General features: G+C 67.1%; 20 protein-coding genes. 8 read left to right on the top strand and 12 right to left on the bottom strand.

What is annotated here, in order from left to right; genetic code table 11:
• Positions 1-2: 2 nt before the first annotated feature.
• The 5 genes from BSY239_RS04775 (at position 3) to atzF (ending at position 7,853) form a co-directional block, all read left to right on the top strand.
• Positions 3-848 (top strand): ABC transporter ATP-binding protein, encoded by an 846-nt coding sequence (locus tag BSY239_RS04775; RefSeq protein ID WP_069045838.1) that lies wholly within the window; start codon positions 3-5, stop codon positions 846-848.
• A gap of 155 nt (positions 849-1,003) precedes the next feature.
• Positions 1,004-1,702 (top strand): urea amidolyase associated protein UAAP1, encoded by a 699-nt coding sequence (locus BSY239_RS04770; RefSeq protein ID WP_069048778.1) that lies wholly within the window; start codon positions 1,004-1,006, stop codon positions 1,700-1,702.
• 10 nt (positions 1,703-1,712) lie between these two features.
• On the top strand, positions 1,713-2,378 hold the full coding sequence (locus tag BSY239_RS04765; RefSeq protein WP_069045837.1) for an urea amidolyase associated protein UAAP2: 666 nt from the start codon (positions 1,713-1,715) through the stop codon (positions 2,376-2,378).
• 88 nt (positions 2,379-2,466) lie between these two features.
• Positions 2,467-5,988, top strand: coding sequence for a 5-oxoprolinase/urea amidolyase family protein (locus BSY239_RS04760; RefSeq protein ID WP_069045836.1), 3,522 nt, complete (start codon positions 2,467-2,469; stop codon positions 5,986-5,988).
• A gap of 26 nt (positions 5,989-6,014) precedes the next feature.
• Entirely contained in the window at positions 6,015-7,853 is a 1,839-nt protein-coding gene (atzF, locus tag BSY239_RS04755; protein WP_069045835.1) for an allophanate hydrolase, read from the top strand.
• A gap of 16 nt (positions 7,854-7,869) precedes the next feature.
• On the opposite strand, the gene BSY239_RS22375 is transcribed toward atzF, so the two are convergent.
• The 7 genes from BSY239_RS22375 to orn form a co-directional block, all read right to left on the bottom strand.
• Positions 7,870-8,022, bottom strand: coding sequence for a hypothetical protein (locus tag BSY239_RS22375; protein WP_156775416.1), 153 nt, complete (start codon positions 8,020-8,022; stop codon positions 7,870-7,872).
• A gap of 135 nt (positions 8,023-8,157) precedes the next feature.
• Positions 8,158-9,243, bottom strand: coding sequence for an alpha/beta fold hydrolase (locus BSY239_RS04750; protein ID WP_069045834.1), 1,086 nt, complete (start codon positions 9,241-9,243; stop codon positions 8,158-8,160).
• 34 nt (positions 9,244-9,277) lie between these two features.
• Positions 9,278-9,754, bottom strand: coding sequence for a low molecular weight protein-tyrosine-phosphatase (locus BSY239_RS04745; protein ID WP_069045833.1), 477 nt, complete (start codon positions 9,752-9,754; stop codon positions 9,278-9,280).
• An 11-nt stretch (positions 9,755-9,765) separates the two neighbouring features.
• The gene (locus tag BSY239_RS04740) at positions 9,766-11,292 is read right to left on the bottom strand and encodes a cryptochrome/deoxyribodipyrimidine photo-lyase family protein (RefSeq protein ID WP_069045832.1); all 1,527 of its coding nucleotides are present in this window, start codon (positions 11,290-11,292) and stop codon (positions 9,766-9,768) included.
• Between the two features lie 132 nt (positions 11,293-11,424).
• On the bottom strand, positions 11,425-13,383 hold the full coding sequence (locus tag BSY239_RS04735) for a DEAD/DEAH box helicase (protein ID WP_083239816.1): 1,959 nt from the start codon (positions 13,381-13,383) through the stop codon (positions 11,425-11,427).
• Between the two features lie 365 nt (positions 13,384-13,748).
• Positions 13,749-15,344, bottom strand: a complete 1,596-nt coding sequence (locus BSY239_RS04730) for an inorganic phosphate transporter (protein WP_069045831.1) — start codon at positions 15,342-15,344, stop codon at positions 13,749-13,751.
• Between the two features lie 86 nt (positions 15,345-15,430).
• Positions 15,431-16,036 carry an oligoribonuclease gene (gene orn, locus BSY239_RS04725; RefSeq protein ID WP_069045830.1) on the bottom strand — a complete coding sequence of 202 codons (606 nt, stop codon included), beginning with the start codon at positions 16,034-16,036 and terminating at the stop codon, positions 15,431-15,433.
• Between the two features lie 101 nt (positions 16,037-16,137).
• Between orn and BSY239_RS04720 the strand changes: the two genes are divergently transcribed.
• From BSY239_RS04720 to rsgA, 3 genes are read left to right on the top strand one after another with little or no spacing between them, the layout of a single operon-like run.
• A complete protein-coding gene (locus BSY239_RS04720) occupies positions 16,138-17,403 on the top strand; it encodes a M48 family metallopeptidase (RefSeq protein ID WP_069045829.1) in 1,266 nt (421 codons plus the stop codon).
• An 8-nt stretch (positions 17,404-17,411) separates the two neighbouring features.
• A complete protein-coding gene (locus BSY239_RS04715) occupies positions 17,412-17,732 on the top strand; it encodes a 4a-hydroxytetrahydrobiopterin dehydratase (RefSeq protein WP_069045828.1) in 321 nt (106 codons plus the stop codon).
• The gene (rsgA, locus tag BSY239_RS04710) at positions 17,732-18,679 is read left to right on the top strand and encodes a ribosome small subunit-dependent GTPase A (protein ID WP_069045827.1); all 948 of its coding nucleotides are present in this window, start codon (positions 17,732-17,734) and stop codon (positions 18,677-18,679) included. Before BSY239_RS04715 ends, rsgA begins: the two co-directional genes overlap by 1 nt.
• 18 nt (positions 18,680-18,697) lie before the next feature.
• Here rsgA and BSY239_RS04705 read toward each other — a convergent pair whose 3' ends face one another.
• The 5 genes from BSY239_RS04705 to rimM all read right to left on the bottom strand — a co-directional run bounded on the left by BSY239_RS04705 (position 18,698) and on the right by rimM (position 22,521).
• Positions 18,698-19,627 (bottom strand): CobD/CbiB family protein, encoded by a 930-nt coding sequence (locus BSY239_RS04705; RefSeq protein ID WP_069045826.1) that lies wholly within the window; start codon positions 19,625-19,627, stop codon positions 18,698-18,700.
• Between the two features lie 44 nt (positions 19,628-19,671).
• Positions 19,672-20,349, bottom strand: coding sequence for a CoA pyrophosphatase (locus BSY239_RS04700; RefSeq protein ID WP_069045825.1), 678 nt, complete (start codon positions 20,347-20,349; stop codon positions 19,672-19,674).
• Positions 20,350-20,423: 74 nt separating this feature from the next.
• Positions 20,424-20,789, bottom strand: a complete 366-nt coding sequence (rplS, locus tag BSY239_RS04695) for a 50S ribosomal protein L19 (protein ID WP_069048777.1) — start codon at positions 20,787-20,789, stop codon at positions 20,424-20,426.
• A 143-nt stretch (positions 20,790-20,932) separates the two neighbouring features.
• Positions 20,933-21,709, bottom strand: coding sequence for a tRNA (guanosine(37)-N1)-methyltransferase TrmD (gene trmD, locus BSY239_RS04690; RefSeq protein ID WP_069045824.1), 777 nt, complete (start codon positions 21,707-21,709; stop codon positions 20,933-20,935).
• 212 nt (positions 21,710-21,921) lie between these two features.
• Positions 21,922-22,521, bottom strand: a complete 600-nt coding sequence (rimM, locus tag BSY239_RS04685; RefSeq protein WP_069045823.1) for a ribosome maturation factor RimM — start codon at positions 22,519-22,521, stop codon at positions 21,922-21,924.
• Positions 22,522-22,530: the final 9 nt, after the last annotated feature.

Here is a 22,530-nt window from a genome sequence, read left to right as displayed (position 1 = left end):
GCATGAGCACCGCCCACATTCCCCTGCCCAAGATCGTCGTCCGCAACCTCACCAAGCGGTTTGACGGTGCCGCCATCAACGCGCTGGAAGGCATCAACCTCGACATCGGCGAGAACGAATTCGTCACCTTCGTCGGTGCGTCGGGCTGCGGCAAGTCCACGCTGCTGCGCACCATCGGCGGGCTGGAAACCCAAACCAGTGGCGACCTGCTGGTGGACGGCCGCGCGGTGGACGGCCCGGGCATCGACCGCGCCATGGTGTTCCAGCACTACAGCCTCTACCCGTGGATGACGGTGATGGAGAACATCAAGTTCTGCCGCCAGCTCAAGGCCCACACCGACGGCCGCACCTCGGCCGACGTGGAAGCGGCCTCGGGCCGGGCCGACGCTCTCCTGCGCCTCATGGGCCTGCAGCCAGTGGCCAACGCCTGGCCCAACCAGCTTTCGGGCGGCATGCAACAGCGCGTGGCGATTGCGCGCGCGCTCATGGGCAAGCCCGACGTGGTGCTGATGGACGAACCTTTCGGTGCGCTCGATGCGCAGACGCGCGAGGTGATGCACGACCTGATCCGCTACGTGCACAAGCTGGAGAAAGCCACCATCGTGTTCGTGACGCACGACGTGGAGGAGGCGCTGTACCTCGGTGGGCGCGTGGTGCTGATGGCGCCGCGCCCCGGGCGCATCGACACCATTTACGACGTGCCCTTTGGCGACCAGCGCGTGCAGGACTTGAAGCACGAGCCCGGGTTCGTGCGCCTCAAGCGCGACATCCTGGAGCGCATCCGCGAGACCTCCGGGATGAAGACCGATCTGGAGCAGCTGCAACGCCTCTCGGGCGTGGGCGTTTGAATTTTTCAGGAGACACACACATGAACCCACAAGACATTGCTGACCCCCTGACCGTGGTGCCGCCCAACCCGCCACAGGCCGCGCCGGTGGACGCGCCCGCGCTGTGGCAGCGCTTCCCCGCTGCCGCACTCGACGGCGTGGACACTGCCCGCGCCATGTGGAGCGAGGTGGTGCCCGGCGGCAGCCACTGGAGCTGGCGCATGCCGCGAGGCAGCGCCATGCGCTTTGTGGCGCTGGAGGCCGGTGCCAACGTGAGCCTGGTGCTCTACAGCGCGCTGGAAAAGCTGGAGCGCTACAACATGCCCGACAGCCTGAAGGCCCAGCACACGGCGCACTACACCCAGGGCCATGTGCTCATGAGCGACATGGGCCGCAGCATGGCCAGCTTCACCGCCGACAGCCTGGGCTGGCACGACCCGCTGGGCGCGCTGCTCGACGCCGAACTGATGCAGCAGAAATACGGCGAGAAGCGCTACGAGCATGCACGCAACGCCATGCACCGATCGGGCAAGGACGGCCTCTTGATCGAGATCGGCAAATACGGCCTGACCAAGCGCGACCTGATCGCGCCGGTGAACCTGTTCAGCAAGGTGGGTGTGGACGCGCAGGGCCGGTTTGCCTTTGTGCCCGAGCACGCCAAGGCCGGCGACTTTGTGGAACTGCGTTTCGACATGGACGTGATCCTGGCCATGAGCACCGCGCCGCACGGCCTGGACACCGCGCCCGCGTACAGCCCGAAAAAAGTGGGTCTGCTGGCCTGGCGCTGCGGCGCCGCGCCCGCCAATGACGTGTGCCGCGCCTTCCGCCCCGAGAACGCGCGCGCCCTGCACAACACCGACATGCTGTACCTGTGAGGAGCCCACGATGAACACCGAAGCGACCGACATCCGCATCCTCGAAAGCAGCCTCGACCCGGCCCACGCCGTGATGGACCAGCGCCACCCGGCGGGCGAGCCCATCCTGTTTGAAGTCAAGCGCGGGCAGACGCTGCGCATCGTCGACCTGGAAGGCAACCAGGCCGCCGACGTGCTGTTCTACAACCGCCACGACCCGGCCGAGCACTACAGCGCCACCAACACCATGCAGCGCCAGGGCGGCATCTACCTCACCACGGGCTCGGTGATCCGCAGCAACGACGGCAACGCCATGCTCACCATCGTGGCCGACACCTGCGGCCGGCACGACACGCTGGGCGGCGCCTGCGCGGCCGAGAGCAACACCGTGCGCTATGCGCTGCAGAAGAAGTACATGCACAGCTGCCGGGACAACTACCTGATCGCCCTGCAGCACGCCGACGTGGGCCTGGGCAAACGCGACCTCGTGCCCAACATCAACTTCTTCATGAACGTGCCCGTCACAGCCGATGGCGCGCTGAGTTTTGAAGACGGCGTGTCGGGTCCGGGCAAGTACGTGGAGATGCGCGCCGACATGGATGTGTGGGTGCTGATCAGCAACTGCCCGCAGCTCAACAACCCTTGCAATGCGTACAACCCCACGCCGATTCAACTGATCGTCTGGGACCCGGTTTGAACCTTCGCCGATGCGCGCAGCGGGACGACCCGTTGCCGCGAGACCCCTTCGCAGGACGGCCTGCCCTCTTCGATCCAAGGTTCCACCCATGTTCAGCAAGGTCCTGATTGCCAACCGCGGCGCCATCGCCTGCCGCATCATCCGCACGCTCAAAACCCTGGGCGTGCAGAGCGTGGCCGTGTACTCCGAAGCCGACGCGCAGGCCCGCCATGTGCGCGAGGCCGACGAGGCCTACCTGCTCGGCCCGGCCCCGGCGGCCGAGAGCTATCTGCGTGCCGACCGCATCCTGCAGATTGCCAAAGACTGCGGCGCGCAGGCCATCCACCCTGGCTACGGCTTTCTCTCCGAGAACCCGGCGTTTGCCGAAGCATGTGGAGCGGCGGGCATCGCCTTCATCGGCCCCGCGCCCGCGCAGATGCGCGCCTTTGGTCTCAAGCACACCGCGCGCGATCTGGCGGAGCAGCGCGGTGTGCCGCTGCTGCCGGGCTCGGGCCTGTTGACCGACCTGGCGCAGGCGCAGAGCGAGGCCGTGCGCGTGGGGTTCCCGGTGATGCTCAAGAGCACGGCGGGTGGCGGCGGCATCGGCATGCGGCTGGTATGGAACGCGACGGAGCTCGCCGATGCGTTCGATTCGGTGGGCCGCATGGCGCAGGCCAACTTCAAGGACGCGGGCCTGTTCATCGAAAAATACGTGGAGCAGGCGCGGCACATCGAGGTGCAGGTGTTCGGCGACGGCGCGGGCGGTGTGATCGCGCTGGGCGAGCGCGATTGTTCGGTGCAGCGGCGCAACCAGAAGGTGATTGAAGAGACTCCGGCACCGGGCTTGAGCGACGCGCAGCGAAGCGAACTGCACGCCACCGCCGTGCGCCTCGCCCAGGCGGTGAACTACCGCTCCGCCGGTACCGTGGAATTCGTCTACGACGCATCCACCGGTGCGTTCTATTTCCTCGAAGTGAACACGCGCCTGCAGGTGGAGCACGGCGTGACCGAGCAGGTGTGTGGCGTGGACCTGGTGGCGTGGATGCTGCAGCTCGCGGCTGGCGACCTGCCGCCGCTGCACACGCTGCAACCCTCGCCCCAAGGCGCGTCGATCCAGGTGCGGCTGTACGCCGAAGACCCGGCGAAAAACTTCCAACCGAGCGCGGGCCTGCTCACCGAGGTGGTGTTCCCTGCCGACGCACGCGTGGACAGCTGGGTGGAGCGCGGCACCGAGGTGCCCGCCTGGTACGACCCGATGCTGGCCAAGCTGATCGTCACGGCCGACACGCGCGACGAGGCGCTGACCAGGATGGAAGACGCGCTGGACGCCACACGCCTGGCCGGCATCGAAACCAACCTGGGCTACCTGCGCCAGGTGGTGCGCGATCCGGTGTTTCGCGCCGGCAAACAGGTCACCCGTTTCCTCTCCACCTTCGCCTACCAGCCGGCCACCATCGACGTGATCGAACCCGGCGTGCAGACCAGCGTGCAGGACTGGCCGGGCCGGCAAGGCTACTGGGACGTGGGCGTGCCGCCCAGCGGTCCCATGGACATGCACGCTCACCGCGCGGCCAACGCGCTGGTGGGCAACGCCCCTGACGCGGCCGCGCTGGAGATCACGCTGGCCGGGCCCACCCTGCGCTTCAACACCGCCACCGTGGTGGCCGTGACCGGTGCGCCGGCCAAGGTCACGCTGAATGGCGAGACCGTGCCGATGTGGCAGGCCATTGCCGTGCCTGCGGGCGGCCTGCTGGCCGTGGGTCGTTGCGAACACGGCGTGCGCCTGGCCTTGGCCGTGGCGGGCGGGCTCGACGTGCCGCTGTATCTGGGCAGCCGCAGCACCTTCACGCTGGGACAGTTTGGTGGGCACGCCGGGCGGCATTTGCGCACAGGGGATGTGCTGCACCTCGGCACCGTTCGGACCGAGTCCCCCGCCGTTCGGGCTGCGTCTGTCGAAGCCCCCGCCTACACCCACCACTGGGACATCAACGTCCTCTACGGCCCGCACGGCGCGCCCGACTTCTTCACGCCGGACGACATCACCATGTTCTTCGGCACCGACTGGAAGATCCACCACAACAGCAGCCGCACCGGCGTGCGCCTCATCGGCCCCAAGCCGCAGTGGGCGCGCACCGACGGCGGCGAAGCAGGCCTGCACCCGTCGAACATCCACGACAACGCCTACGCCATCGGCGCGATTGACTTCACCGGCGACATGCCGGTGATCCTCGGCCCCGACGGCCCCAGCCTGGGCGGCTTCGTGTGCCCGGCGGTGGTGCTGCACGACGAGCTGTGGAAGTTGGGGCAACTGCGACCCGGTGACACGGTGCGCTTTCATCGGCAGGCCGGCTCACCAGCGAGCCCCGTGCTCGACGACCGCGCGGCGCAAGGCGACCGCCCGCGCCGCGTGATCCGCCAGGCGGGTGACCGCTACGTGCTCATCGAGTTCGGCCCGCTCACGCTCGACCTGGAGCTGCGCATGCGCGTGCAGGCCCTGCTGCACGGGCTGAAGGCCCAACAACTCAAGGGCGTGATCGACCTCACCCCGGGCATCCGTTCGCTGCAGGTGCACTTTGACCCGGCCCTGCTGCCCCGCGATAAATTGCTGCAGATCATCAGCGGGGCAGACGACGCGCTGCCGCCGGTGGACGAGATGGTGGTGCCCTCGCGCACCGTGGTGCTGCCGCTCTCCTGGGACGATCCGCAGACGAAGCTGGCCATCGAGAAATACATGCAGTCGGTGCGACCGGACGCGCCCTGGTGCCCGAGCAACATCGAGTTCATCCGCCGCATCAACGGGCTGGACAGCATCGAGGACGTGTTCAACATCGTGTTCGACGCGCGTTACCTCGTGCTCGGCCTGGGCGACGTGTACCTGGGCGCGCCGGTGGCCACGCCGCTGGACCCGCGCCACCGCCTCGTGACCACCAAGTACAACCCGGCGCGCACCTGGACGCCGGAGAACGCCGTGGGCATCGGCGGCGCCTACCTCTGTGTCTACGGCATGGAAGGCCCGGGCGGTTACCAGTTTGTGGGCCGCACGCTGCAGATGTGGAACCGCTGGCGCCACGGCACGCCGGGCTCCGACTTCGAACAGCCCTGGCTGCTGCGCTTCTTTGACCAGATCCGCTTCGAGCCGGTGAGCGAAGACGCGCTCAAAACCATCCGCGCGAATTTTCCGCACGGCGGCTACGCGCTGCGCACCGAAGAAGGCACGTTCAGCCTCAAGCAGTACCGACGTTTCCTGACCGACAACGCGCAGAGCATCTCGGCGTTCAAGGCCACGCAGCAGGCCGCGTTTGAAGCCGAACGCGAACGTTGGGTGGCCGCCGGGCAAAACGACTTCACCAGCGACGACGCCGCAGCCAGCGCCGGCGTGGCCGACGAGGTGGACCTGCCCGAGGGCGGACGCGTGCTGGCCACCAGCGTGCCAGGCAATGTGTGGAAGGTCGCGGTGAGCGTGGGCCAGCAGGTGCAGGCTGGTGACGTGCTGCTGGTGATCGAGTCCATGAAGATGGAATTCAACTTGCTTGCACCGGCCAACGCCACGGTGCACAGCCTCATGTGTGCCCAAGGCGGTGCGGTGTCGGCCGGGCAGAACGTGCTGGTGCTGATCGACGAAGCCATCTGAGTCCAGAACAACAACGGAGTGTTTCCATGTCACTGAGCCATCTGTCTTTTGACCTCGCGAGCCTGCAGGCCGCCTACCGCAGCGGCACCACCGTGCGCGAGGTGATCGCCGAGGCGCTGGCGCGCTGCCGGGCCGACACGCACCACGCCTTCATCCATGTGCTGACGGATGCCGAGGCAGCGCCCCTGGTGGCCCGGCTTGACGGCGTGGACCCGGCCAGCCTGCCGCTGTTCGGTGTGCCCTTCGTGATCAAGGACAACATCGACCTCGCCGGCATTCCCACCACCGCCGGCTGCCCCGAGTTTGCGTACACGCCCTCGGAGAACGCCTTCCTGATCCAGCATCTCCTGGCCGCCGGTGCGGTGCCGGTGGGCAAGGCCAACCTCGACCAGTTCGCCACCGGCCTCAACGGAACGCGTTCGCCCTATGGCGCGTGCAAGAACGCGTTCGACCCCGAGTTCATCTCGGGCGGCTCCAGCTCGGGCTCGGCCGTGGCGGTGGCCAAGGGGTATGCCACGTTTTCGCTGGGCACCGACACCGCCGGCTCGGGCCGCGTGCCGGCTTCGTTCAACAATCTGGTGGGCCTCAAGCCCACGCTGGGTCTGCTCTCGGGCACCGGCATGGTGCCGGCCTGCCGCTCGCTGGACACGGTGAGCATCTTTGCGCTGACGGCGGGCGACGTGCAGGCCGTGCTGGGCGCTGCCGCGGCCTTCGACGCAGCCGATGCCTACAGCCGGCCAGCCCAACCCTTTGGGGTGGATTTTTCTTCCGGTCCGTTCCGCTTTGGGGTGCCGCGTGCAGAAGACCTGGAGTTCTTCGGCAACGACGCTGCCGCGACGCTGTTCAACACCTCGGTGGAGCGGCTCAAGGCGCTGGGTGGCACACCGGTCGAAGTGGACCTCACTCCCTTTCTCGAAGCAGCGCGCCTGCTCTACGACGGCCCGTGGGTGGCCGAGCGTTATGTCGCCATCCAGGACTTCATCAACGCGCAACCCGAGGCGGTGTTTCCGCCGGTGCGCACCATCATCGAAGGTGGCCGCAACGTGACCGGCGCCCAGGCCTTTGCCGCGAGCTACCGCCTCAAGGCGCTCAAGCGCGTGTGCGACGCGGTATGGAGCGACATCGACTGCCTGCTCACACCCACCGCCGGCACCATCTACCGCATCGACGCCATGCAGGCCGACCCGATCCAGCTCAACTCCAACCTGGGCCGCTACACCAACTTCATGAACCTGCTGGACTACAGCGCGGTGGCCGTGCCCTCGGGCTTTCTGGCGGGCGGCGCGGCGCAGTGCCTGCCCTGGGGCGTGACCCTGGCCGCGCCCGCGTTCAAGGACATCGCCTTGCTGCGCCTGGCCGACCGTTTCCACCGCGCCGAGACCGCCACGCTCGGCGCCACGCCCACGCCGCTGGCCGGCACAGCGCCCTGCACCGGCCTGCCCTCGGGCGAGGTGGGCGCGGCGGGCAGCGGCACCGTGCGCGTGGCCGTGTGCGGCGCCCACCTCTCGGGTCTGCCCCTGAACCACCAGCTCACCTCGCGCGGCGCACGCCTCATCGGCAGTCCCCACTCGGCGCCCGAATACCGGTTGCACGCCCTCGCCGGTGGTCCGGTTCAGCGGCCCAGCATGGTGCGCGTGGCCGAGGGCGGCTCGGCCATTGCGCTGGAGGTGTGGGAAGTCCCCGCCGCCCACTTCGGCAGCTTCGTGGCCGGCATCCCGGCGCCGCTGGGCATCGGCAAGGTGAAACTGGCCGACGGCAGCGAGGTACCCGGATTCATCTGCGAAGGCATCGGCATCACGGGCGCGACCGACATCACGCACTTCGGTGGCTGGCGCGCCTGGCTCGCGGCGGGCGCGCCGCGCTGAGCCAAAGGCTGCGCGCTCAAACGTAAGGCACAACACGGCCAGGTCGCTCCGCGTGGCGGCACGCCCACACCCACACGCGCAGCAGGGCGCGAACGATGCCCGATGTGTCCGGGCGGATGGCAACAGCGGTGTGCGTTGACTGCTTGACGGGGTAGGACAGTTGAGCCATGTTGACCTCCAGAACGGATGCATTCCGTGAGGTCCATTGCACCGGAGCATGGCGCGGCTGGCGCGAGTCAGTTGTCCCGGTCAGGCGCCCAACCGGGGCGCAAACCACCCCGGGAGTCGGGACGGGTGTCCCGTGTCAGCGTGGCAAGGGCGCCTGGCCAAAGCCGGCGTCGCGCGCACGCACGATGGCCTGGGCACGCGTGGCCGCATCGAGCTTGGCAAACACCGACGACACCTTGTTGCGCACGGTTTTCTCGGACAGGCCCAGGTGGGCCGAGATCTGGAGGTTGTCGAGCCCGTGCGCCAGCAGTTCGAGCAGCTCGCGCTCGCCCGGCGTCAGGCTGGGAAAGGCAGTGCTTGGAGCCGCTTCGTGGTGGGTTTGCAGAAAGGCCTGGATCTCGGTGAAGCAGCGGGCGAAGGCAGGCTCACCGTGGAGCAACACGTGGTTGCGGCTCTCCAGCGGCACGAAGCGGGCACCGGGAATGACGCCCGCCATGTGGCGCCCTTCCTCGAAGGGCACGCGGGCGTCGCCCCGCGCATGCAGCACGAGCGTGGGGCAGTGGATCCGGGCGGCCAGATCGCAAACATCGATGGTGCCGAAGGCCGCCACCGTCTGCGCTGCGTGCGCCGGCGTGCAGGACAGGCGCTCCAGCTCGTTGAACCAGCTCACCTGCTCGGCGCTGCCGCCGGGAATGAAGAGCGAGGTGAACACCTGGCGAAACGCCGGGTTGTCCTGCCCCCAGCCGAGCTCGATCAGGTCGAGCATCAGCTGGGCCTGTTTGCGTTGCTCGGACGTGGGGTTCCTCTTGAGCGGCCCTCGGGCATAGCCACCGAGCAGCACGATGCAACTCACGCGCTCGGGGTGGCGCGCCGCATAGGCCAGGGAAATGGCCGCTCCTTGTGAGCAACCGAACAAGGCAAAGCGCTCCAGCCCGGCCGCGTTCACCACAGCTTCCAGGTCGGACACCCAGGCATCGAGCGACAGGGCGGCGGGTGCCGCATCAGACAAGCCACAGCCGCGGCCGTCGTAGCGCAGCAGCGTGTGGCCCTGGCTCAACTCCGTGATCCACGGGGCCCAGACGGGACTGTTCAGGTCGAAATCTAGGTGGGTGAGGAAATGGGCCGCGCGCACGACTGCGGGGCCTTGCCCGGTGGTGGCGAATGCAATCCGCGTCTGGTCTGCCGAGGTGCAGAAGCGGATGGATTGGGACAGCCTGGACATGCTCGCATGGTAACGAGCCGGGGCCTCAGATGTGTCAGCGGGTGGGACGGCGGACCAGGTGTTTCACCACCCAGCCCTCGCAAGCGTCCTGGATGCAGGCCAGCGTGCGCGCGTAGCCGGTGGCGGCCGGGTCGGGGATGGTGGTGACCTTCTCGCGCCGGGCAAAGTGGGCCAGATGGCCGATCTTGTGGCGATGCTCGGCGGGTGCCATGGCTTCGGCCAGGGCGTGGCTGTCCCAGTCCATGGCGAGCACCTGGGAGTGGCTGTCGAAGTCGGCCTCGGTGAGCTCGCGCGAGCGCAGGTGTTCGATGGGGATGCCCGCGCGCGCCGCCTCGAAGATGGCCTCGCGCTCGGGCGGCTCACCGCCCGGCCAGACGTTGGTGCCCGCCGAATCGACCCGCACATGGGTCAGCCCGGCGGAGTCGAGCTCCGCGCGCAGGAAACCCTGGGCCAGCGGGCTGCGCACGCGGTTGCCGATGCACACGAGCAGGATGCTGGGAGGGGTGGTCATGGGCCCGGTCATCAGAAGTCCAGCGAGGCTTGCGACGGTGCTTCCGCCGGGCGTGGCCTGGTGATGTTTTCCGCACTGCGGTTGCGCGAGCCGTGGCGCTTGACGATGCTGGCCTGCACCGCCGCCACGGCCGGGTCGGTGCGCAAGGCGTACACGCGCTCCTTGGCCGCGCGCGTGGCGACCTCCAGGTCCACCAAAGGCGCGGCAATGTCCACGCCCACCAACACGCCGCAGCGGGCCTGCAGCTCGGGCGGCATGAGCCAGGGCTGGAACAGCCAGGTGTCGGGCACGCGCTGCATCGCGGGCAACCAGCGGCGCACAAAGTGGCCGTGCGGGTCGTGGTCCTGCGCCTGCTTGACGGGGTTGTAAACGCGCGTGGTGTTGATGCCGGTGGTGCCGCTCTGCATCTGCAGCTGGCTCCAGTGGATGCCGGGCTCGTAGTCGATGAACTGGCGCGCGAGCCACTCGCCCACCGGGCGCCAATGCAGCCACAGCGGATACGCCGCCACGGACACCAGCATGGCCCGCATGCGGAAGTTGATCCAGCCGGTCTCGCGCAACATGGCCACGCAGGCGTCCACCAGCGGCCAGCCGGTGCGCCCATCCATGAGGGCTTGCAGGTGCGCCGGGTTGTGGTCGCGCTCGCGCAGGCCCTCATAGCCGGGGTGCATGTTGTGGTGCTCGATGGCGGGTTCGGTCTCCAGCTTCTGGATGAAGTGGCAGTGCCAGTGCAGCCGGCTCATGAAACCTTCCAGCCCCTGGCGCTGGCGGCCGGGCAAAGCGGGATCGTCGAGGCGGGCGCGCGTGGCCTGCACCACCTCGCGCAGGCTGAGGTTTCCCCAGGTGAGGTAGGGCGAGAGGCGCGAGCAGGCGGTGGGCGCCGAGAGCGGTGAGGAGATGCCGCCGCGGTAGCTGACGCTGCGCTCGTTCAGGAAACTCTGCAACACGGCCATGCCATTCGTGCGGCCGCCACGTTGGCGCTCGGGTGGTTCGTGGGCGTCGAGACCCAGATCGTCCGCGCTCGGCCAGGGGTCGGTGAAGCGCGGTACTTCGGCCGCTTGCAGCGATGGTGTGGGCGCCTGCCCGGCGTGCGTGAGTTGTTCCCACTGCCGCACCCAGTGCTTGCGTTCACGCAGGCCACGCACCACGCCGAACTGGCGGAACTCGCGCCACGGCACGGCGCGTTCAGCGCACCACTGTTTCACGCGGCGGTCGCGCTCGTAGCTCGCGGCGTTGCCGGTTTCTTCGTGCGACAGCAATTCGATGAAAGGGGCTTGCTGGTGCAGTCGTTCCAGCACGGTCACCGCATCACCCACCGCGAGCTGCAACCGGCCACCGACGCGTTTGATGTCGGCCTGCAGGTCTTTCAGGCTCTCCTGCACAAAGCCGAGATGCTGCCGCGCGGCATCGGGCTGGCGCCACAGCGCGGGCTCCAGCACATACAGGCACAGCACCGGCCCCAGGCGCGCGGCCTCGGCCAGCGGCGCGTGATCCCACACCCGCAGGTCGCGCTTGAACCAGACCACCCGATACGTCATCGGGCGATTCTGATTCGTGCGGCGCCGTGTTGCGTGGCTGGGGGCTTTGCTGCCCGGGCCGTGAACAGACGAAAAAAAACCAGACCCGGGGGTCTGGTTTTTCTTGATCAGGCTGTTGAGGCCTGAATGGACTCAGCGCGGGCTGCGGCGGGCCATGGGGCGCGACGGGGCGCCTTCAGGGCGGCGCGGTGCGAATTCACCGCGCATGGCGCCGCGCTCGGCGTTGCCACGGTCGCTGAAGCCACCACGCTCTGCACCACGATCGCCACCACGGTCACCCATGGGCTTGTCGCTGCGGCCGAAGCTGTTGAAGCCACCAGGCTTGGGACCGAAGCCGGGGCGTGCGGGTGCACGGTCGGCGAAGTTGCGGCCGGCAGCGGGGCGCGTGTCGGGGCGGTAGCCACCGGCTTCACCACGGTTCTCGCCACGGTCACCAAAGCGGTTCTCACCGCGGTTGTCAAAACGGCCTTCCGGGCGCTGTGGCTCGGCGCGGCCTTCGAAACGCGGGTCAAAACGCGTGCCGGGACGGCTGTGGTCCACGCGGGGTGCTTCGTTGCGGGCTTCGAAGCGGGGCGCCGGGCCACGGCGGTCGTTGTTGCCGGCAAAGCGGTCGTTGCCACCGAAGCGGTCGTTCGAACGGCCAGCCGGGCGGCCGCCACGGCCGAAGGCTTCGTTTTGCGGAGCGCGCTGGCGCGGCTCGAGGCCGGTCACGGTTTCCACATTGATGCGCTGGCGCGTGTAAGCCTCGATGTCGAAGATCTTGCGGCGGTCGCGCAGCTCGGCGAACGTGATGGCCAGGCCATCGCGGCCGGCACGGCCGGTGCGGCCGATGCGGTGCGTGTAGTCCTCGGCCTTCATCGGCAGGCCGAAGTTGAAGACGTGGGTGATGGTGGGCACGTCGATGCCGCGGGCGGCCACGTCGGTGGCGACCAGGATCTGCACCTGGCCGGCGCGCAGCGCCATCAGGCGGCGGTTGCGGATGCCCTGGCTCAGGGCACCGTGCAACGCGACGGCCGAGAAGCCTTCTTGCTGCAGGTCGTTGGCCAAACCATCGCACTCGATCTGGGTGCTGGCGAACACGATGGCCTGGTTGATGCCGGCGTCGCGCAACCAATGGTCGAGCAGCTTGCGCTTGTGGTCGGCGTTGTCGGCCCAGAACAGCACCTGCTTGATGTTGGCGTGTTGCTCTTGCGGGTTGTCGATCTGCACCTTTTGAACGTGCTTGCCGTTCTCGTGCATCACGCGCATGGCGAGCTGCTGGATGCGCGGCGCAAACGTGGCGCTGAACATCATGGTCTGGCGGCGCTGGCTGGTCAGGGTGTTGATTTCAGCCAGGTCGTCGGAGAAGCCCAGGTCGAGCATGCGGTCGGCTTCGTCAACCACCAGGAACTGCACCTGGTCGAGCTTGAGCTGCTGCGAGCGCTGCAGGTCCAGCAGGCGGCCGGGGGTGGCGACCACGAGGTCGGCGTTCTGCAGCTTGGCGATCTGCAACTGGTAAGGCATGCCGCCCACCACGTTGGCGATGCGCAGGCCACGGCAGTGGCGCACCAGATCAATCGCGTCGTTGGCCACCTGCTGCGCGAGTTCGCGCGTGGGGCAAACAATCAGCGCGCCGGGGGTGGCGGCCTTGAAATTGCGCGAGCTGGTCGGGTCTTTGCGCTTGGGGGCCTTGGGCGGTGCTTCGCCACGGGCCAGGGCTTCGGCGGTCAGGCGTTCGCGCTCGGCGCGTTCCTTGGCGTCGGCATCGGCACGCTGCTGAAGCAGGGTGTGCAGCACGGGCAGCAGGAAGGCGGCGGTCTTGCCGCTGCCGGTCTGGCTGGACACCATCAGGTCGGCAAAACGCGCTTCGCCCTGGGCCAGCATGGCCTTGGGAATCACGTTGTTCTGCACCTGGGTGGGCTGCAGGTAGCCCAGGTCGGCACAGGCTTGCACCAGCTCGGGCGCCAGGCCCAGCAGCTCGAAGCCGTTGGGGCCGGCGGGCACTTCGGGCGCTGCGGCCTCGACGGTGTCGTTGGAAGAAATCTCTGCGTCGATGTCGGCAGAGAGGATTTCGGGCGTGAATTCGCCCATCGTTTCAAAAGAGTCGCTCATGTTCGTCCATGCGCCAAAAAATGCGCAATTGATCGAATGAAGACGCTGGGAAGGACAGCCGACCCGCAGTGGGGTGGCCGCTCCATGGCGCTAGATCCGTTCGTGGTTACAAAACATCAACCATCAAACGGTCTACGCGCCTTCGGTCAGCCTGGAAAGATTCCGGTGACGCTGGGAGCGAATGGTCCCCATCCGTTGGGCCGGACTCTGAAGAATCTGGCGGGTGGAGCGGTCCTTTGAGGGACTGCGCCACCGTTGCAATCGGGGGGCCTGTGTGTGAGGCAGATGCACAAATCATCGCAGTTGCCTGCGAAGCCGCTGATTATAGCCCGATCTTCAGGGAAAACCCTGAAGATTCTTTTTCATCAGCTGAGCACGGCCCGAACGACGTAGAAAAGAATGGCCGCGAGCACCGCCGTGGCGGGCACGGTGACGATCCACGCGGCCACGATGCGCATGACGGCCGAGCGCTTGACGATCTCTTTCTTGATCGCCTTCTTCATGGCGCGCTGTTCCTTCTTCGCCAGCAGGGCACCCTCGGCGGTTTGTGTCGCTTCGCGCTGTTTGGTGCGGCGCTTCATCTCGGCCAGCATGCGTTTTTTCTCCTGCACCTCGGCCGCTTCGAAGCGGTGCAGGTAGGCCTCGACCTCGGCACGGTCGGCACCTTGGTGGCCGGCAAACACCACCGCTTCCATCTTGGCGTAGTTCACCTTGAGCAGCTCGCGCAAGAACCCCACGCCAAACACCGCGCCGATGGAGATGTGAGTGGTGGACACGGGCATGCCGAGCTGCGAGGCGACGATCACGGTGAGCGTGGCCGACATGGCGATCGAGTAGGCGCGCATGTTGTCGAGCTCGGTGATCTCCTTGCCCACCGTGCGAATCAGCCGCGCGCCATACAGCGCCAGACCGACCGCCAGGCCCAGCGCACCGAGCACCATGATCCACATCGGCGTGCCCGCCTTGGTGGCGATGGCGCCCTCTTTCACCGCTTCGTAGATCGCCGCCAGCGGTCCGATGGCGTTGGCCACGTCGTTGGCGCCGTGCGCAAAACTCAGCAGTGCGGCCGAGCAGATCAGCGGCCAGGTGAACAGGCGGTTCACGCCGTCCTTGCTGTTGTCCTGCCGAACGGCCATGCGCGCAATCGGCCTGCGGATCAGCCACCACACGACCACGGACACCACGAGGCCGATGGCCAGGGCGGTCAGGAAGCCGACCTTGACCAACTGGCTCACGCCCTTGAGCAGCATGTAGGTGGTGTAGGCCCAGACCATGAGCGAAATGAGCACCGGCACCACGCGGCTGGCGGCATCCGTCTTGTCGCTGCGGTAGGTCACGCTGCGCTTGATGAGGTAGAGGAAACCCGCGGCGAGTGCCCCGCCCATGAGCGGCGAGATCACCCAGCTGATGACGATGGCGCCGATAGTGTCCCAGTTGACCAGGCCCCAACCGCCCGCTGCGATGCCCGCGCCCATGACGGCGCCGATGATGGAGTGGGTGGTGGACACCGGCGCACCCAACGCAGTGGCCAGGTTGAGCCAGAGTGCACCGGCCAGCAGCGCCGAGAACATGACCCAGGCGAACAGCGCGGGGTCGTTGATGGCGGCCGGGTCGATGATGCCGCCCTTGATGGTGCCGACCACGTCGCCCCCCGCGACGATGGCGCCGAGTGCTTCGAACACGGCCGCCACCACGATGGCCCAGCCCATGGTCATGGCACCCGAGCCCACCGCCGGGCCCATGTTGTTGGCCACGTCGTTGGCACCGATGTTCATGGCCATGTAGGCGCCCACACTGGCGGCCACGATCAGCAACCACACCGCCGAGGAGGTGAGTCCGATGGTGGAGGCACCGGTGAGCGAGGCGTACACCCCCACCAGGATCAGGAACAACACCGCAGCACCCAGTTGCAGGGCCTCCTGGTGCTTGGAAATGAAGCTGCTACGGGCTTTTTTGGGCATGTGAATCTCGCGTGAAGGTCACGATTCTGTCATGTGGGTCCGGGATGCCCATCGGCTGGGCAGCCGATGAGACAGGGCCTGCACGCTCAGCGCAGGAAGTGCGTGCGGTAGTGTTCCAGCTCGTCGATGGACTCATGCACATCGGCCAGCGCGGTGTGTTTCTGGTGCTTCTTGAAGGCGTCGTACACCTCGGGCCGCCAGCGTTTGGCCAGCTCCTTGAGCGTGCTCACGTCCAGGCAGCGGTAGTGGAAGTAGGCCTCCAGCTTGGGCATGTACTTCACGAGGAAGCGGCGGTCCTGGCTGATGGTGTTGCCGCACATGGGCGAGCCGCTGCGGGGCACGTACTTGCCGATGAACGCCAGCAACTCGGCCTGAGCCTGCTCTTCGGTCACCGTGCTGGCCTTGACCTTGTCGATCAGACCGCTTTTGCCGTGTGTGCCCTTGTTCCAGTTGTCCATGGCGCCCAGCACCGCGTCGCTCTGGTGAATCACGAGCACCGGGCCTTCAATGCGCGGGGTGAGGTTTGGACCGGTGATGATCACCGCGATCTCCAGCAGGCGTTCCTTCTCGGGGTCCAGGCCGCTCATCTCGCAGTCGATCCAGACCAGGTTCTGGTCGCTTTTGGCGAGGGTGGGGGTGTCGGTGGCGGCGGTCGCCAGGGCCGTGTCGGCCGGGGTGGGGGCTGAAGTCATCCTGCGATTTTCACCGATCGGCAGAATGGCCCGCCCAGGCAGGGGCTGGGCATGGCCCTTGAAGCGTCTGGCGCAGGCGCTCTTCGATAGACTCCCCACCCATGGACACCGCCTCGTTTGCCTTCACAGCCCTCTTCTGCGCCCTGCTGGTGCTCGGCCTGGTCATTCGCACCGTGCTCGCGAGCCGGCAGATCCGCCACGTGGCCCGCCACCGCGGCACGGTGCCGGCGGCCTTCAGCGGCACCATCTCGGTGGCCGCCCACCAGAAGGCCGCCGACTACACGATCACCAAGACGCGCTTCGGCATGCTCGAGATCGCCATTGACGCCGCGCTGCTGCTGGCCTGGACGCTGTTGGGGGGCCTCGACTGGCTCAACCAGACACTGCTGTCACTCCTGGGCGGCGGCATGGTTCAACAGCTGGCTCTGCTGGGTTCGTTTGCCGTCATCGGCGGCCTGATCACACTGCCGCTGGGCTGGTACGCCACTTTCCGCATTGAAGAACGCTTCGGCTTCAACAAGATGACCGCCGGGCTCTGGCTGGGTGACTTGCTCAAGGGCGCGCTGGTCGGCGCACTGATCGGCCTGCCGATCGCCGCGCTGGTGCTTTGGCTCATGGGTGCTGCCGGCCCGGTGTGGTGGCTGTGGGCCTGGGGTGCCTGGATGGTGTTCAATCTGCTCGCCCTGGTGCTCTATCCCACCGTGATCGCGCCGCTGTTCAACAAATTCGAGCCGCTGGCCGACGAAACGCTCAAGGCCCGCGTGAACGCACTCATGCAGCGCTGCGGGTTCGCCGCCAAGGGCCTGTTCGTCATGGACGGCAGCAAGCGCAGCGCACACGCCAACGCCTACTTCACCGGCTTCGGCGCGGCCAAGCGCGTGGTGTTTTTCGACACCCTGCTCAAACAGCTCAACCCCGAAGAGATCGACGCCGTGCTCGCGCACGAGCTCGGCCACTACAAGCGCCGTCACATCATCAAACGCATCGTGCTCATGTTTTCGCTGAGTCTGGCGGGCTTTGCCTTGCTGGGCTGGGTGTCGAGTCAGGCCTGGTTCTACAGCGGCCTGGGTGTCATGCCGTCGCTGGACACGCCCAACAACGCGTTGGCGCTCATCCTGTTCATGATGGTGGTGCCACTGCTCACCTTTTTCCTGTCGCCGCTGATGGCGCAGCTGTCTCGCAAACACGAGTTCGAGGCCGACGCCTACGCCGTGGAACACACCAACGGACCCGATCTCGCCAGCGCACTGCTCAAGCTCTACAAAGACAACGCCAGCACGCTCACGCCCGACCCGGTGTACGCGCGCTTCTACTACTCCCACCCACCGGCGAGCGAGCGTTTGTCGCGCCTGCAAGCCGCTGCCTGAAGACCTCCATGAACCCCATCCACCAGAACCGCCGCGCCCTGTCGGCCACCGAAATCGTGAGCCAGCTCACCCAGCTCAACGGCGAGTCTGCCCAAGGCTGGAAGCTGATTGACGGAGCGCTGGAGAAGGCCTTCACCTTCACCAATTTCCACGAGACCATGGCGTTCGTGAACGCCGTGGCCTGGATCGCCCACCGCGAAGACCACCACCCCGACCTGGCCCTGGGCTACAGCCGCTGCACGGTGCGCTTCAACACGCACGATGTGGGTGGCATCTCGGTGAGCGACTTCCACTGTGCAGGTGCGGTGGACGCACTGCAGAAGGCCTGATGGCCGATCTGCAGACCGGTCTGGTGGTGGCTGCGCACGGTCGCCACTGCATGGTGGAAAGCGCCAACGGCGAACGCCGCATCTGCCATCCCCGGGGCAAGAAGAACCCGGTGGTGGTCGGTGATCAGGTGCAGTGGCAGATCACTGGCGACGAAGGCAGCATCGAGCGCGTGAACGAACGGCGCAACCTGTTCTACCGGCAGGACGAGATGCGCACCAAGTCGTTCGCGGCCAACCTCGACCAGGTGCTGGTGCTGGTGGCGGCAGACCCCGAGTTTTCCGAGAGCCAGCTGGCGCGCGCCCTGATCGCCGCGCAGGCCGAGCGCATCGAGGTGCTGATCGTGCTCAACAAGAGCGACCTGCAGCCCGCGTTTGACCGCGCCTGGGCGCGGCTCGATCCCTACCGACGCATGGGTTGCAAGGTGATGCCGCTGCGCCTGAAGGCCGAAGGCCAGGACGCCGGGGGTGACGATGGCCTGGACGCACTGCAGCAGCGCCTGGCCGGCCAGCGCACGCTGGTGCTGGGCCCGTCGGGCGTGGGCAAGAGCACGTTGGTGAACCGCCTGGTGCCCACGGCCAAGGCGCTCACCGGCGAGATTTCGCGCGCGCTGAACTCGGGCAAACACACGACCACCAGCACCAGTTGGTACTGGGTGGACGAAGCCCGCACCACCGCGCTGATCGACTCACCCGGTTTTCAGGAATTTGGACTGAACCACATCGAACCCATGCAGCTCGCGCACTTGATGCCCGACCTGAACGCCACGCTGGGCAGTTGCCGCTTCTACAACTGCACCCACCTGCACGAGCCAGGCTGTGCGGTGGTGGCGCATGTGCAGACGGGTGACGCAGAAGTGACCGGGGGCGATCCGCTGGCAATCAGCGAGAACCGCTACCGGCTGTACCGCGAGTTGTTCGCCGAGCTGTCCGACAAACGCAAGTACTGAACCGGGTCGGGCGCGGTTTCAGAAGCGCGCGAGCGTGACCAGCGCGAGCAGCAGCATCCACAACACCACCGCGCGCCACACCAGCCCCACGACGCTGCCGAGATGCGCCAGCTGCGGCTCGGGCCGGCTGCCGGGATCGCCCTCTTCGGGCACCACGGAAGGATCCGGCTGTGGCGTGAGGCGCACGTTGAGTGCGCCCGAGGTGGCGGCCAGCACCACACCGTTGCTGCCCGGTGCGAAGCGCACAGCGTCGCCGCGCCAGCTGGCCACGGCTTCCTCGAAGTTGCCCACCACCGCAAAGCCCAGCGCCGTCACGCGCGCGGGCACATGGTCGACAAAGGCCCAGGCCTTGGCGGCGGCGTGCTGCAGGGCCACGCTCGGCGTGCCATCGGGGCGCGCGCGCCAGTTGCGCGACAGGTACTCGGCCGAGCGGTAAAACACCGCGCCTGCGGGCCCGAGCCCCAGGGCCCAGAACACCACAAAACACACCAGCACACCGAACACATGGCGGTGCGCCGACAGCACCGAGTGTTCGATCACCTGGCGCAACAGCTCACTGCGCGGCAGGCTGGAGGCATCGACCCGCAGCCATTCGGCCAGCTTCTCGCGCGCCAGCGCATCGTTGCCCTCTTCGAGCGCGTTGCGGATTTCGCTGAAGTGGTGACTGAACTGGCGAAAGCCCAAGGTCACGTAGAGCACCGCCACCATCCACACAAAGGCCAGCACCGAACTGAACCACCAGAGGCCCCAGTGCACCAGTGCCGCGGTGACGGCGGGCACACCCACGGCCAGCGACCAGGCGACCCAGCCGTGCGAAGACTCGCCCGCGTCCAGGTTGCGGCGAACCGTGCGAGACCAGCCGCGCAGCGCGGCATGCACCACGTTGTCGTAGGCCAGTGGACGCGCCTGCTCCAGCAGCAAGGCAATGAGGATGGCGAAAAAACCCATGGGTCGATCATAGTGGCCTGCACAGCGCACGCCAGCGTGGCCACTCAGGCGCTGAGCATGCGGTAGAAGTTGCGCAGCATGCCGGCCGTGGCGCCCCAGATGAAGCGTTCCTGGTCCCCGTCCTGGTAGGGCATGGAATACCACTCGCGCACCACGCCTTCGAAGTCGAACGCGTGCCGGCGGTGGTGCAGCGGGTTCATGAGGAACGACAGGGGCACCTCGAACACGTCGTCCACCTCGTGCGGGTTGGGCACCAGCTCGAACCCCGGCTCCACCAGCCCCACCACCGGGGTGACGATGAACGAGGTGCCCGTGACGTACACCGGCAGCGTGCCGAGCACCTCGATGCGCTCGGGCGGAATGCCGATCTCTTCAAACGTCTCGCGCAACGCCGCAGCGGTGGGGTCGGCGTCGGTGGGATCGATCTTGCCGCCGGGCAAGGCGATCTGGCCCGAATGGGTGGAGAGGTGGGCCGTGCGCTGGGTGAGCAGCAAGGTGAGCTCGTCGCGCATCACCAGCGGCAACATCACGGCCGCATGCGCAGGTGCCCGGTTGGCGAACTTGATCTCGCGCACCAACTCTGGCGTCCAGACCGGTGGGTTGGCGAACAGCTCGCGCAAGCCGTGGGCGGTGAGGCGTTCCGGGTGGGCGGGATGCGTGATCTCTTCTGCGTTGACGATGGGCACCAGGCGGGGATCGAACGCGGGCAACAGTTGGGTCATGGATTGCCGAGCATAGGCCAGACGCAAAAAAGCCGCTCCGGAGAGCGGCTTTCTGATGTCAGAGCACCCAGGGCTTATGCAGCCTTGGCGCCCAGCTTTTCCTTGATACGTGCCGACTTGCCGCTGCGGTCGCGCAGGTAGTACAGCTTGGCACGGCGCACATCACCGCGGCGCTTGACTTCGATCTTGGCGATCAGCGGGCTGTACAGCGGGAAGGTGCGCTCGACACCCTCGCCGTTGGAGATCTTGCGCACGATGAAGCTGGAGTTCAGGCCACGGTTGCGGCGGGCGACCACCACACCTTCGTAGGCCTGCAAACGCTTGCGGGTGCCTTCGATCACGTTCACGCTGACGATCACCGTGTCGCCTGGGGCGAACGGCGGAATGACTTTGCCGAGGCGAGCAATTTCTTCTTGCTCTAGGGTCTGGATGAGGTTCATGGTTTCCTGTTCGTCGATCATTCCCGCGCTGCACTAAAGGCCACGAATCCGGCAGGGGCCCTGTCCAACGCTTTGCAGAAGATCTGCTGACGTTGCGGGCTGACCCGGTCGCGGCGGCCGGTAGAGGATCGAAAAGCCTTGGATTATAGCAAGCCCTGCGCGCGCAGGAAACTTTGGTCGGCGGCGTCCAGCAAGCCCTGCTCGCGGGCGCGGGTCAGCAGGTCAGGCCGCTGACGTGCGGTGACCAGCAAACTCTGCTCGCGTCGGTGGCGGGCAATGCGCTCGTGGTGACCACCCAGCAGCACCTCGGGCACCGGCATCGGACCTTGCGGCCCCTGCCAGACCTCGGGGCGCGTGTGGTGAGGGCTGTCGAGCAGACCGTCGAGCGCGGGGTTGAAGCTGTCCTGCTGGTGGCTGCCTTCGTCACTCAGCACACCGGGCTGCAGGCGCGCCACGGCATCGAGCAGCGCCATGGCAGCGATTTCGCCACCCGAGAGCACGAAATCACCCAGGCTGATCTGCTGGTCGACACAGGCGTCGATGAAACGCTGGTCGATGCCTTCGTAACGGCCACACAGCAGAACGGCACCCTGGCTGGCAGACCAGCGTTCAACGCCGGCGTGGTTGAGGGCTTCGCCAATGGGGGAAAACAACACGACTGGCGCGCGTGCGTCGTCGGGCTCGGCGCGTTCGGCGCGCACCGCCTGCAGGCACTGCCACAGGGGCTCGGCCATCATGACCATGCCCGGACCGCCACCAAACGGACGGTCGTCCACGCGGCGGTAGTTGCCTTCGGCAAAGTCGCGTGGATTCCAGAGGTGAACGTCGACCAGACCCGATTCAAAAGCGCGGCGGTTGATGCCGTGTTGCAGAAACGGTGCAAACAGTTCAGGAAACAGCGTGATGACGTCGAAGCGCATGGACTTGATTGTGCCCCCCTGCGCCGCTGACGCGGCTTCCCCCCAGGGGGACGGCGCCTGCGGTCTGGCAAAGCCAGTCCCGCGGCACCTCTGTGCGGGGAGCCCTCTCCGGCGTGCGTGTCTGATGCGAGGGATGCCGTGGAACCGGCTTTGCCGGGCCACAGGCATCGTGCCCCTGGGGGGAAGCCGCGCCAGCGGCGCAGGGGGGCTTCCTAATAATCTGTTTGCCAGTCGGCGGTGATGCGGCGCTTCGCCTTGTCCACATCGTCGATGTAGGCGGCCACGAACGGAATCATGCGTTCAGCCACCTGCTCGACACCGTCGACAGTGTCGGTGTATTCGAGCACCAGCACGGAATTGGGCCCGGTGGCCATCAAGTCGCGCACCACGCCCAGGTGCACACCTTCGCGGTTGACCACGTCCAGGCCGATCAGGTCGACCCAGTAGTACTCACCTTCGGGCGTGGCCGGGAAGGCGCTGCGCGGCAGGTAGATGCGCACGCCCTTGAGCGCTTCGGCCGAGTTGCGGTCGTTCACGCCCTCGATCTGGGCGACCAGACCGTCGGTGTGCGGCTTGACCTCGGCAAGAGCGATGCTCACGCAACCCGAAAACGCCGAGAAGCCGCGCGCGAAGCGGGCTTCGGGCGGCTCAAGGAACCATTGGGGGGAAGCGATCAGCGCCGAGGTGTCGGCGCTGTAGGGCAGGATGCGGACCCAGCCCTTGATGCCCCACGCGTCCTGTATGCGCCCCAACTCGACCGCATCGGCCGGGAGGGACGACGCCGTGAAGGCGCCGGACGCGGGGTTGCTCACCGTGCGGTC

The sequence above is a fragment of the Hydrogenophaga sp. RAC07 genome (genome assembly GCF_001713375.1).
Classification (GTDB): domain Bacteria; phylum Pseudomonadota; class Gammaproteobacteria; order Burkholderiales; family Burkholderiaceae_C; genus Hydrogenophaga.
The sequence above is the reverse complement of the archived record's forward strand: the minus strand, read 5'-3'. Positions and strand labels throughout refer to the sequence as shown.